The organism is Oligoflexus sp. (assembly GCF_035638955.1).
In the GTDB taxonomy this organism is placed as follows: domain Bacteria; phylum Bdellovibrionota_B; class Oligoflexia; order Oligoflexales; family Oligoflexaceae; genus Oligoflexus.
Genome location: NZ_DASQYZ010000013.1, coordinates 155723 through 168246, shown reverse-complemented (window position 1 = coordinate 168246; position 12524 = coordinate 155723). Strand labels below are relative to the sequence as shown.

General features: G+C 53.7%; 10 protein-coding genes. 8 read left to right on the top strand and 2 right to left on the bottom strand.

From position 1 onward, the window contains the following. Positions 1-77 precede the first annotated feature (77 nt). The 5 genes from VE954_RS01475 (at position 78) to VE954_RS01455 (ending at position 5102) form a co-directional block, all read left to right on the top strand. Entirely contained in the window at positions 78-1157 is a 1080-nt protein-coding gene (locus VE954_RS01475) for a hypothetical protein (RefSeq protein ID WP_324948904.1), read from the top strand. Between the two features lie 64 nt (positions 1158-1221). Continuing rightward, positions 1222-2190 (top strand): universal stress protein, encoded by a 969-nt coding sequence (locus VE954_RS01470; protein ID WP_324948903.1) that lies wholly within the window; start codon positions 1222-1224, stop codon positions 2188-2190. A gap of 75 nt (positions 2191-2265) precedes the next feature. Beyond that, complete coding sequence (locus tag VE954_RS01465; RefSeq protein WP_324948901.1) at positions 2266-3543, top strand: acetyl-CoA hydrolase/transferase family protein; 1278 nt, start codon at positions 2266-2268, stop codon at positions 3541-3543. Between the two features lie 36 nt (positions 3544-3579). Then, a complete protein-coding gene (locus VE954_RS01460; RefSeq protein WP_324948899.1) occupies positions 3580-4008 on the top strand; it encodes a response regulator in 429 nt (142 codons plus the stop codon). Positions 4009-4130: 122 nt separating this feature from the next. Further along, entirely contained in the window at positions 4131-5102 is a 972-nt protein-coding gene (locus VE954_RS01455) for a universal stress protein (protein ID WP_324948897.1), read from the top strand. Here the strand turns inward: VE954_RS01455 and VE954_RS01450 are convergent. Continuing rightward, positions 5099-6235, bottom strand: a complete 1137-nt coding sequence (locus VE954_RS01450; protein WP_324948895.1) for a hypothetical protein — start codon at positions 6233-6235, stop codon at positions 5099-5101. The two genes, VE954_RS01455 and VE954_RS01450, sit on opposite strands and share 4 nt — an antisense overlap. Before the next feature lie 211 nt (positions 6236-6446). On the opposite strand from VE954_RS01450, the gene VE954_RS01445 reads away from it, so the two are divergent. Both VE954_RS01445 and VE954_RS01440 read left to right on the top strand, forming a co-directional pair. After that, positions 6447-8720, top strand: a complete 2274-nt coding sequence (locus VE954_RS01445; RefSeq protein WP_324948893.1) for a ChbG/HpnK family deacetylase — start codon at positions 6447-6449, stop codon at positions 8718-8720. Between the two features lie 111 nt (positions 8721-8831). Further along, complete coding sequence (locus VE954_RS01440; protein ID WP_324948891.1) at positions 8832-9581, top strand: DUF72 domain-containing protein; 750 nt, start codon at positions 8832-8834, stop codon at positions 9579-9581. Between the two features lie 272 nt (positions 9582-9853). On the opposite strand, the gene VE954_RS01435 is transcribed toward VE954_RS01440, so the two are convergent. After that, positions 9854-11320, bottom strand: coding sequence for a hypothetical protein (locus VE954_RS01435; RefSeq protein ID WP_324948889.1), 1467 nt, complete (start codon positions 11318-11320; stop codon positions 9854-9856). Positions 11321-11536: 216 nt separating this feature from the next. Between VE954_RS01435 and VE954_RS01430 the strand changes: the two genes are divergently transcribed. Beyond that, positions 11537-12427: an SDR family oxidoreductase gene (locus VE954_RS01430; protein ID WP_324948887.1), complete on the top strand. Its 891-nt coding sequence runs from the start codon at positions 11537-11539 to the stop codon at positions 12425-12427. Positions 12428-12524 lie beyond the last annotated feature (97 nt).

Below are 12524 nucleotides of genomic sequence, written 5' to 3'. Positions count from 1 at the left end.
GGAAATTTTGGAAAATCTCCCTCTGGCACTTTAATTGCTTCACTCCAGGATTAGCTCCCGCATCCATGGAGGTTTTTATGACTGGCGGCAAAGCTCGATTTTGGCCTATTCTGCTGACCGCCTGGATCGGCGCCTGCGGGGGATCCGACGATCGCCATCCCAGGTTTTATGATACTATCGACCGTTTTCCAGCGTCCGACATTACCGAATTCGACGAGCGCGAACCGGTTCTTGATGAGCTGGAATTTCGCGCGCTCATTCATCGCACCATCGACTCCTACCAGGCGCTGGCTGGACTGCGTCAGGCAAAAATAGCCTTACGTTTGCCTTTGGAAGCCGATGTTGCGGCGGAATGCAAAGGCGTCCTCGATGAAGACAGCATCCTGCGATGCTCCTGGACTTCGGACTTTCGTAACGCCGACGCCGGTCGCAGTCGTCAGGATCCTAATTGGTATCTCGGCTTCGGGGGAGGATTGGCTCGACTTCCTGCGATGACGCCTGAAGGTTTTGCCATGGTCATCTGCCATGAAATTGGCCATCTGTTTGGTGGCTTTCCTTTTGTGCGAGAAGGTTTCACAGGCCTGGCGTTGCCTGTCTCCGTGGATGGGCAGGCGGATTACTTTGCGGCCCAGGTTTGCGTGCGAAAAATATGGGCACAGGATAATAACGCCCTGAACAAGCAAGGCCTGGCCTATCGCCTGATGATTGACACCAGAGCCGTGGCGGCCTGCGATAGCGTCTACCCATCCCAACGCGATCGTGATCTGTGTTACAAGACGATCTTCGCGGGAATGTCATTCGCCAAGGCACTCCATAAAGTCAATGGCGGGGAACCGGCACCTGGAGTCGATACGCCCGACACCAACCAGGTGGGCGTGACCGACAATCGGCATCCGGCCTCCCAGTGTCGTCTGGATACATTTGTTGCCGGCGCGCTCTGTCCTACGGTTTTCAAGGCCGCACGCAATCCCGCCGCCGTATTTTATGATGAAACTCAAATTCCCGGCTATGACATGGCGGCGCCTGGCAGTGAAGCCGCGCGCAATCAATCGATGGCGGCCAGCTGTCATGAAAAGTTCTCACCGCAGGGCACCCGTCCCCGCTGCTGGTTCAGTCCCGAACAGATCGAGGATGGTGGCTGGATGAACGAGCTCTAGGATGCACCGCACGGTCCAAACTTTGCAGGACCTCAACCATCGATGGCATGGGGAGGAACTGGATATGCCGCTATCAAACCAGAATCACGATACCGTTATTGCAGGCGTAAAAAAGGAAGGCGCAAGCCCGGACTTCATACGGAAGATTCGCTCATTCAGCACAAAAACAGAGCAGCCGATCGTGCTGGTTCACGCGATTGAGGAAAAGTTGAAGTTTCCGTCGCTGTACCGGGAGATTCTCGGCAGCTTTGATATCGCCGAACTGGGGCGAACCTTGCCCGAGGTGCATGAAAAGGAAGCTCGCGAGAAAATCGAGAGCCTAAAATCCTCACTCGACGATCAGGAGCTGATCCGCGTGCAGATCGTGCATTCGGAAGACGTGGCCGCGAGTCTGATTGCCGAAGCGCAGCTGACCCGTGCCTCCCTTATCGCGATCGAAGTGAGTGAACATCTTTTTCAGCTGATTCCTCGCGGCCTCTCTGTCGCGTTGAGTCTGATGCAGCACGCGCCCATGCCGGTGCTGATGTTGCGTCAGAATTCGCCCAATCGCTTTGAAGAGAAGGACCAGGTCCTGATCATTGCCGACGACCTTTCCGCCTCGTCGATGGGAGCTGTGCGCAAGGGCATGAATCTCGCCTCTCAGTGGGGCCATACGCACGTGATCCATCTGCATGTGATCGAACAAAACATGCATGGTGTGCTGACCGAACTCTCCGAAATTAGCCGGAAGGTTACGGTCGGCCCGATGGGAACACCGGCCCTGCTGGAATATCTGGAGCACCATATGGAGATTGCCTTGCAAAGGCGCACGATGGAATACCAGGAAGCTCTGAAAAAAGTCGGATCCACTTACGAGGCCGTGGTGCAGGTGGGGCATGTCGCCAGCAAGGTAAGCGCCATGATTCGTGACAGAAAACCCAACCTGACAGTCTTTGGCCGCAGGCAGCGGCTGCATCATGGGCCCTTTGGCTTTGCGCGTGTACCTTTTGCGGCAATGCTGGCTCACTCCGATGCGGTCCTCATTGCACCTTGAGGCCAGACCATGGCAAGGATCTCACTTTCACGGTGGCTGACACCGTCGTCAGAATACCTTCTTCGCGGAGTTTGTGTGCGTTTGATCAAGCTGGACAATGCCCTGGAACTGCTTCAAAAACAAGGCCATCGTATGGTGACAAGTATGGCTGCGGCTGAACCCCAGCTTCTGTTTTCGCGTTTTCATGAGGTGATGACCCAACGTCGGGACCCATTGCGTGTCTATTGTGCCAACCCAGGACGACGTTATCCCTGTTTTACGGAAGAATTCCACAGCAGCCAGACGGAATTCGTGGTGATGTTTCTGACCGAAAGCGTGCGATCGGATCATGGACCTACGGTTCAATATCTGCCGCAGCATCTTTCCCAATGGTTCGCGGGGATCCAACGCAGCGGTGAACCGATTGATATTTTCTGGGGTTCCTGCAGCCTCGCCGATGAACGGGGCTTTGTCAGCCTTGGACCCAGCAACTGCTATGAATCCGAAGCCTTTCGCAACGCGCGCCTGAAGATCCTGGAAGTCAATCCCAACATTCCCATGACCTATGGCTCGACCATCGTACCGGTCGTGGAAGTGGATTATTTTGTCGAATCAAGCGCCCCTTTACCCACGGTGGCCCGGCCTCGAATGGACGGCACGGATCTTAAAATTGCGGATTATGTCGCCGATCTCGTCCCCCATGGCAGCACCCTGCAGCTTGGCATCGGTTCCATCCCCAATGCCATCGGCAAAGCCTTGGAAAACAAAAGGGACCTGGGCGTCCATACGGAGATGATGAACGATACGATGCTTGAACTTTATGAGAAAGGGGTGATTACAGGTCGCCACAAAACCCGTTGGCCCCGGAAAATGATTGCGGCTTTCGCCTATGGGACCGACGAGCTGTACCGCTTTATTAATCGCAACCCTCTGGTGGAGTTCCATCCGGCCAGCGTGGTGAACGATCCGTATCGCATCGGCCTCAATCATCTGATGATATCCATCAACTCGGCGGTGGAGGTGGACTTAACGGGCCAGGTCTGCTCGGAATCCTTAGGCCATAAGGAACTCAGTGGTGTCGGTGGCGCCAGTGACACGCATGTCGGCGCCCAGCGCTCCGTGGGCGGTCGAGGTATCGTGGTGATAAAATCCACAACGCAGAAGGCTGACCATTCCAAAATCGTTTTTGAGTTGAATCCTGGCGCAAAAGTTTCCATCAGTCGCAATGATGTTGATACAATAGTCACAGAATACGGCGTTGCCATGTTAAAAGGCAAAACGGTGTCCGAGCGGGTTCGCCAGATGATAGGCATTGCCCACCCGAATTACCGCGAAGGTTTGCTGTTCGCGGCAAAAAATGCCAAATATCTGTGAAAAATGGGGAGACTTTTCCATGCAGGGTGGCGATTCATGAGTGAGCCTCTGGAGGAAAAGGCCCATGCGGACACCAGCATGCCTTTCCCTGGTATCAAAGCCCTGATCTGCGAAGACGACGAGCTCAATCAAAAAATCATGCAGCGTCTGCTTGCCAAATTCGGTGTCGAGTCCGATTTGGCCTGCGATGGTCGCGAAGGATTCGACAAACTTGCCTGCCAGTCCTACAATATCGTTTTCGTCGATCTTCAGATGCCTGTTCTGGATGGGCCGCAGTTGGCAAAAATGGTGCGTGACAGCAGTAACGAGCGCATCGCCCGAACGCCCCTGGTTGCGGTGACGGGATCCGCCCATTATTTTCAGGATAAGGCTCTGGCTGAAACGGGTTTTGCTGACTACATTATTAAGCCCATCACACCTCACCTTGTTTTGCAGACTCTGGAGCGCCTGCTGGTCAAAAACTAACCACGGCGGCCCTTTCGTCTTCCGCTATCTTTTCCCGCTCTTTTCGTTATAATTCGCCCATATCAATTCATCCCTTTGCCGTCTGGATCAGGACGGCACTGCATCGCCCATGGAGGTCGATCATGAACATCTGGAAAGCGCAAAAAAAACCCATCGTCATGGGTATGCGGCTTGACGACCATGAAGATTTACTGCTGCAAAGCACCATGTCCCTGGCGAAAAAGCTGCAGTCCTCGGTGGAGCTGGTCCACTGCTTTGAGTCAGCCATCGACTATTCCAGCGCGGGCAATGTCCTACCCAAAGCGACCCGCCAGGGCCCGACGATGGTCAACCCTTGGAGCGAAGACAGGGCACAAGCATCGCTCCAAGCGCTCGCCCATGCCTCGGACCCTTCCATTGAAAGCCACGTTCACGTCGAGCGGGGTGATCCAGCCGAAAACCTGTCACAGATCGCCCAGGACGTCGGTGCGGGTCTTATCGTATGTGGGATGCGGGAGCAACCCAAGCCATGGGCCCTCAAGGGCCTGTCGACCGCCCTCTCGTTGGCTTTCTATGCACCCGTTCCCGTGCTTATTCTGCCTTTGCGCATGGCGATTGATTTCCATCAGCCTGTCAGTATTTTGATTGCCGATAGTCTAGGCGGAGAAGGCTGGCAGATCCTCGAGAGCGGTCTCAACCTGGCCCGTTATCTGGACTGCGAGGCCGTCTATCATTCTCATGTTCTGAAAGCCCAACCCTGGGATATCCAGGCGACCGTCAATGATATGGCCGAAACTCGAACCCAAGGCCGTCTGTCATGGGACATCGACCTGACACCGGAATCCTTGCAAACGACTCTGTTGCAAAAGATCAATGAGGAACTGTTCTATCGTTTTCACAATACCTCGTGCGGCAAGGATCTGCTCCATCGCTATCATCAGGTGGCAGCGATCGGGGATATCCATACGGAGTTCAACCGTATGATCGATCAAGGCACGAAGCTCGTGATCATGGGGCGGCACCAGTTTTTTTCGAACAAGAGACTGAATCTGGATCACATCCCGTACCAGGCAATGATGGAACAGAAAGCCGGGCTTTTGGTGATTCCCAGTTAGTAAGCCCAGCGGCCAATCCCGTAGTTCCATGTGACAGCGAGATTCAGAGCCAACCAAAGGGCCAGAGCAGGAAACATGAATGGCCCTCGCCACAGTTTGCCAAGCGCAAAGAAAACAGGCACCAGCACCGTTCCATAACGCAAGGTACCGACCAACTCGCCACTCATGGGTTCAATCAGAACGAAGAGAAAAACATAGAGGCTCAAAAATTTATTCTGACGCCAGAGCAACCCGCCGCCTACCAGCAGAACCAGAAAAAAAACATGATGAATCAGCGTTCCAATGGATAACGCCTGCCAGGGGTTCTGAATCACCAGTCCTTTGAAGTAGGACGCCCAGCTGATATCAGGATGCCACGCGCTTTGCACGTTCAGAAATCGCAAAGGATCACCAGTTTCCAGCCATTGATACAAAGGAAACAAGGCGAAAAAGCTACCTGACACCAGGCCGAACCATAAAAATCGCGTCACTTTTTCAGAAAGGGAAGGCTTCATGGAGGCCACCCAGAGTGCACAGCTCACCGCCAGCAGCACACCCTGATTTTTCGTTAAAGCCGCGAGGCCACAGGCGACGGCAGCCAGGAGCCAGCGCTCATGCACGCAGGCGATCCATGCTGCGAGCGAAAGGCAGAGGTAGAGACTTTCGGTGTGATTCGAATGAAAAGCAAAACTCGCCGGAGAAAATATCAAGAGAAACCAACCTATCTGGCGAGTCGGTAAGAGACCCTGCTTTTCAAAGGCCTCGGCATCACGCATCATGAAGGCAAACAGCGCCAGAATTCCAAAATAGAGTATCGTCGCCAAAAAAGTGCCAAAAATAACCGGATGCAGGCCAAAGCCGTTCAAGAATTTAAGCAGCAAGGGCCAGGCGGGATAGAACGCCCAGGCCTGCCCGGTATAGCCCTCCTGGACAATTTTCAGGTACCATCCCGAGTCCCAACCCGTCAGGAGTTCAGTCCATGAACGACCACGCGTCAGCACGATGCCGGCCCATAGGAGAAAATGCAGACTGATCATGCCCACACTGAGCGCCATCATCAGACGCACACGCGCGTCTCCGAAAATCTTCGCCCCCGGGTAAGTCCCGACTGTCCTTGGTTCGACTGGAATCGTCTCATGAATTTGTGGCTGCACGCGTGCCTCTTCGAATGGATCCTGCGAGCCTAGAGGTTAGCTTAAAGAATCTTCGATCCACAATTGGAATTCGCTCTGGGCCTGGAGGCCATGAGGCTCTTGATGTCAATTCGCCTCACCTCAGGGAGCGGCCAGAGTTCCCCTCGAAATCTTTCTGTTTGTTGGGTAGTATAAAAATTACATATTCACCCGCCTGAGGAGCTAGACTTTCTTGCATAGTGAATCCAAACTCATATCACTGCTTGTCCCAGTCAAGGCAGGTGAGACCGAGATTGAACTGGCCCTTCACCGTCTGGACTCTTTCCTCGCGACGCATTCTCCAGGACCCTACGAAATCATTTTCATCGTGAATGGACATGGCGCCGAGGCCTACGTCGAGCCACTCCGCTTGCATTACCTCAATCAACCTCAGATCCGAATCCTGGCCCTCGCCGAACCTGGCAAAGGTCGAGCCCTCAAACATGGATTTCAAGCCAGTGCCGGCCAATGGATTTTCTTAACGGATATCGATTTACCCTATGATTTAAGTTTTTTCATTCAGGCGATTCAGAAATTGCAGTTGGGTTATGAATTTGTCACTGGGAATCGCCGTTCGCCTGACAGCACCTTCACTTTACCTACGAAGTTGCTGCCGCTCGTCTATAAGCGCCATCGTCTTGGCATTTATTTCAACCGGATCATTGCCAGGACATGTCTGGGTCTGACCAGCGACGATACCCAGGCTGGTATCAAAGCCATGTCGAGGCGTTTTGCCGATGCCGCCTTTTCCAGGCAAAAAAGCCAGGGTTTTCTCGCGGATCTTGAGTTCCATTTGGTCTGTGTGCAAAATCACTTTCGTCACGTCGAACTTCCGATTCATTTTCACCTGCGGGACGAAAAGAGTACCGTTCAACTTTCCAAACAATTTTTCGAAACCCTATTTCTCATTCCGCGTTTGACCCTGGGCCGATGGAACGGGTTTTATCGTTTGCAGCCCAGACACTCGATGAGCCGCCTGAGTCTGTGGAATCGCATTCTGAGATTCGCCTGGGGCCAGCATGCAAATCTGGTCTTTTTTCTGGTGCTCCGCTGGATCCTGACACCCTACTCTGCCATGGAAAAAAGACTGCCCCGGGCCGGCAAGGTTCTGGACCTGGGCTGCGGGCATGGCCTCATGACCACTTTGGTGGCGCTCCTGGATCGCAATCGGCAGGTGGAAGGCTGGGACCACGACACCAAAAGAATCTCCATTGCCGATAAATTGAGGGGTGGTCTCGGTAACCTCACATTCAAGCAGGCCGGCGTGCTTGACCCTATCCAGGAATCCTTCCGGGCCGTTATCATGGTCGATGTCCTCCATTATTTTCGCGAGGATGAACAGCTGCAGGCCTTAGGGCACGCCTGGAACGCTCTGGAGCCGGGCGGGGTTTTGCTCTTTCGCGAAATAAATCCTGCCGCTGGCATGAAGAGTCAATGGAATCGCATTTATGAAAAAATCGCGACCTTCTCAGGATTCACCAAAAGCGAGAATGAGAGCCAGGTTCACCTGCGAACACCTGAGGCCTGGCAAAAACTGGCTGAAGGCCTGGGTTTCAAAGTCTTTTATGAAAAATGCTCATCGTTTCTTTTTGCCGATATCCTGTTTATTGGGCATAAACCCAGGACGGAATCACAAACGCCCCTGCCCTGGCGCATGACAGCTGATGACTGGGGGATGTCACCCGGAATCAACCGCGGCATTTTAGCTCTGGCGCAGGCCGGTATCATCCGCCGCATTTCAGCGATGGCCGATGGGCCTGCACTCCAGGACAACCTCGCAGCATTGAAAGCAGTTGATGGCGTTGAAATCGGGTTGCACTTTTCTTTGAGCAACACGCCGGCCTTAAAAAGTCCTGGGGATTTTTTAAAATGGCACTTCAATCCATTTCAATCGAACACGAAAAAGTTTGCCCTGATCGAAATGGAATTCGAACGTCAATGGCATAAACTCCAGGCCAGTGGCATCGATCCCGCATACCTCGACTCTCACCATCACACGCATGTGTTTCCGAAAGTGGCGACCTGCCTGGCTCGACATGCTGTCGCTCGGAAACACTTCAAAACAATTCGTATTCCCTTGGATAACAATGTCTGGCAGCCTCGCAAGTTCATTCTAGGCCTGCTGGCCCTTTCTGCTCGCGCCAAATACGAAAAACATGGATGGAACATTAAACCCTTTTATTATCCCATGGGCTCCGATCTTTGGAACCCTTTGCATCTGGCCGACCGCTTGTCCCATCTGCCAGCCGATACGGAAGTTATCTTTCACCCTTCCGAGGTCAATGATCTGGCCGAAGCCGGCAGTGACGACGGTTACCGTGAGGCCCGCGTTCAGGAGTTTCAATCCCTCAGCAGGTTATCAGCAGCCCTCACCTATCGACGCGAAATGGATGAATCCGCCCGAGGCCTGGCCCATCGAACTCCTGCCTTGGTGAGGCACCCCCAACTGGACCTGCACCAGCAGTAGGATAAAGTCAGGCACATTTTTCGCATAAGCCTTGGTGGGGCCGGCCGGCCTGAACCTACGAGGCATGGCGTCTCTTGCAGTCGCCTTTGTCTCTTCATGCAAGAGGCATCCATGAAAAGTTTTTTTATCGGCACTGCCGCCTGGAGCATCCCTCGCACCGCCGTCGGTTTCTTTGCGCCCGCTGGCTCGGTTCTGGAACGCTATGCGAGCCGTTTTCGAGGCGTTGAAATCAATAGTTCCTTTTATCGGGAACATGGCGCGAAAACCTATGAAAAATGGGCCGCGATGACCCCAGATGATTTTCGTTTCGCGGTGAAGCTCTCGCGCGACTATACGCATTCCCGCGACTGGAAAACGACCGATCTTCTGCACACCCTGGATGGCTATCTGCATTTGGGTCCTAAGCTCGGCGTGCTGCTCGTGCAGCTGGCGCCGCGTCATGAATTTGATCTGGAGGCCGATCGCGCACTTTTTACAGCTATCCGACGCGTCTATGAGGGTCCCGTGGTGGTAGAACCGCGGCATCGTAGCTGGGCCAGTCATGAGGCCCATGTCCTCATGCATGATATGCAGGTCGGCAAGGTGCACGCCGATCCTGAGCGTTGCCCGGATTTGAAACCCGAATTTGACAGCCCCATCAGTTACTGGCGTCTGCATGGTTCGCCGGAAATTTATGCCAGTGACTATCCGTACACCTATCTGCAGCAACTGGCAGAAAAGCTGCAGAAAGAAAAGGCCACCGGCCAGGCCTCGTGGGTTATTTTTGACAACACGAAATTTGGCCGCGCGACGCATAATGCATTGGAACTGGTGAATATTTTGGAGCGTCCCGGTTTGGAGTCAGCAGGGGACACAAGGTGATGTTTTTGACCTGCACTCCCGTCTGCCTCTTTTCGCGGCGTGTGATTGGATAATCAGGGATTTACGGTTTGGTATGAATCCTGAAAGTGTTGCATAAGCCGGACAGGTTCCGGCATATGTCCAACGCAGGAGAGACATCAGAGCAGGACAAAGACATGGATCGTGTGAACGATCTGAGCTTTGCTCCCGGTACTTCAGCCGAACCCATTGATGGATGAGTTGCAGGGAGGTTTTCGATGGACCATCGGAAACCTCCTCTTTCATGAGGGGAATTACAGGACGTAAAGGAAGGCCAGGAGGTCTTTCTTCTCAGCTTCGGTCAGACGCAACTGGAGCACGATATTGAAAAATTCCACGGTGTCATCCAGTGTCAGGAGGCGACCGTCATGCAGGTAGGGCGGCGAATGCCGGATGCCGCGCAGGGGGAAGGTTTTGATCGGCCCCACAGACGTCATCAAACGGCCATTGATCTTCTGCGGGTTAAAGAAACGCTCGACTTTCAGATCATGCATACTGTTGTCGGTGAAATAAGGGCCGGCATGACAGCTCGCGCAGGCGGCCTTATTATTAAACAGCTGCTCCCCACGCAGCTCGGCTGGGGTTGCCAGGTCCGCGATGAGTTTGCCGTTGATATCAAGTTTGGGAGCGGGTGGAAAATCCAGGATGGATTGAAATTCTGCCATGTGAGCCACCTGCAGAGCCCGATCGAGTTTGTTGAAACCTTTTTTGGCCACCGTGACATGGTCGCCATCGAAATAAGCACCCAGCTGTTCGAATTCGGTGAAGTCCTCCACCGTTTTCATCGCGCGTTGACTGCCGAAGAGCCGTTGAACATTCAGGCCGCGTAGGGTGGGAACATCCAAGCGTCGGCGATTTTCCTGCGGACGGGTCACGGGATCGAGGTGAACGGCTCCATTGGTGTGGCCGTTGGCGTGACAGTCGAAGCATGAAATTCCCAGCTCCGCTTCATCGGTCCGTCGATCGGTTGTCAGATTGAATTGCTGCTGAGCAAATGGCGTCAGGAGCAGACGCAGGCCATCGAGCTGTCTTGGAGTGAGAACACCATCAAAAATGGGGAAGAAGTTTTTGGTGGTCAGCAAAACACCCTGCGAAACATCGCCCAGATCAGGACGTGTGGTGAGAAAGATGGGCGGGGGAAATTCCGGAAGGAAATGATCGGGAATATCGTGCTCGACATCAAAGCGTAAAAGATTGCGCTCTTCGGCAGCTTGAATTTCATCGATATGAAATTGAGGCAGCACCTGCCCACCCTCGTCATGCCGGGGATGCGGCAGCGGCATGAAGCCGCCTGGAAAAGCATTCTGCTGGCGAATCTCTTCCGGTTTCATTTGAGCCAGTTTATCCCAGGTCATGTTAGGGGCAAGACGCGCGCGAACCCCGGTCTGGACAGGCTTGCCACGTGACATTGTCACCCCCGCCTCGGACCTTTGGCTCATGTCATAACGCTGATTCAAAAGATCATTTTGCAACTTTTCGGCATCACCCTTGCCAGCGATCAGACGCGAGCGCATGTCGGCAAAAGATTCCGTAAGCGCCACCGGGTGATAACTCGTATCACCTGGCTGTCCAGGGGTCCCCGTCGAAGGCGGTGAAGGCGGTTGCTGGTTGGGGCTTGGGACTGGACTCGCCGCTCGGTCCTTCCTATTCATCAAATCGCTTTTTTGATGACACGCATAGAGACTGGTGGCTAGTACAGCCACCACCGAAATTTTCCTCATGGCAAGACTCCCTTAAGGTCTGGATTGGAAATATGGATCGACTCTTCCAGCCACAGTAAAAAGAGTGGCGCGCGGTGGCTCCTGGGAATATTCCGCAATTTCTACAGTTTTTTTCGATGAGCTTTCCGATCGGTAGGAACTGCAGGAAATGCTGTCAACGCTGGAACGGAATCTGCATTTTAAAACTGCATCCGTCATTTTAATCAGGAGGGCCCGATGCAATACAACAACAACGAAACGGAAATGGAACGCCCCACCCCGCCGTTCCCCGCCAAGAGAATTCCCAAGCCAGGCCTGGAAAAGGACCTGGATCCACGTCCTCAGTATCAAGGACTTGAATATCGCGGTTCCGGTAAACTCGAAGGCAAGGTCGCACTCATTACGGGAGGCGATTCAGGTATAGGCCGAGCCGTTGCCGTCTTCTATGCCAAGGAAGGAGCCGATGTCGCCATCGTCCATCTGCCCGAGGAACAGGAGGATGCCGAGGAAACGATGGAAGTGATTCGCGCTTTGGGTCGTGGCGCGATCAGCCTACCGGGTGATGTCGGTGATCCTGAATTCTGCCGCAATGCTGTGAAGACCACCGTCAAGACCTGGGGTCATCTCGATATCCTCGTAAATAATGCGGCTCGGCAAAAGCATATTAAAGACATTCAGGATTTGGAGGAAAAGGAATTCGAGCACACCTTCCGCACCAATATCTTCGGCTACTTTTATATGGCCAAGGCGGCCATTCCCGAATTACCGGAAGGCGGAGCCATCATCAATACAGGCTCGATTACAGGCCTGGAAGGCAGCCCCGAACTGCTGGATTACTCGGCGACCAAAGGGGCCATCCACGCCTTCACCAAATCCCTGGCGAAAAACCTGGTGAGTAAAAGAATCCGAGTGAACTGCGTGGCGCCTGGTCCCGTGTGGACACCGCTGAATCCTGCGGAAAACAAGCCGGAAGAAATTGCGCGTTTCGGTGAAAAAACTCCGTACGGTCGCCCCGCTCAACCTGAGGAGATTGCCCCAGCCTTTGTCTTCTTTGCGTCCAATCTCGATTCCAGTTACATCACGGGCGAAGTCCTGTCCTTGCTCGGCGGTGATACCACCGCAGGCTGACAGCAGACAGCGCGATCCATCCGCATGACCAGAGGTCAAACTCTGGTCATTTGCTTTATGGGCTCCTTGGCTTTATGCTAGGGAGCGTCATGCCCTA

Coding starts and splice junctions, on each gene's coding strand:
- VE954_RS01430 (WP_324948887.1), top strand. CDS start 11,537: ATGCAATACAACAACAACGAAACGGAAATGGAACGCCCCACCCCGCCG.
- VE954_RS01435 (WP_324948889.1), bottom strand. CDS start 11,320: ATGAGGAAAATTTCGGTGGTGGCTGTACTAGCCACCAGTCTCTATGCG.
- VE954_RS01455 (WP_324948897.1), top strand. CDS start 4,131: ATGAACATCTGGAAAGCGCAAAAAAAACCCATCGTCATGGGTATGCGG.
- VE954_RS01460 (WP_324948899.1), top strand. CDS start 3,580: ATGAGTGAGCCTCTGGAGGAAAAGGCCCATGCGGACACCAGCATGCCT.
- VE954_RS01440 (WP_324948891.1), top strand. CDS start 8,832: ATGAAAAGTTTTTTTATCGGCACTGCCGCCTGGAGCATCCCTCGCACC.
- VE954_RS01475 (WP_324948904.1), top strand. CDS start 78: ATGACTGGCGGCAAAGCTCGATTTTGGCCTATTCTGCTGACCGCCTGG.
- VE954_RS01470 (WP_324948903.1), top strand. CDS start 1,222: ATGCCGCTATCAAACCAGAATCACGATACCGTTATTGCAGGCGTAAAA.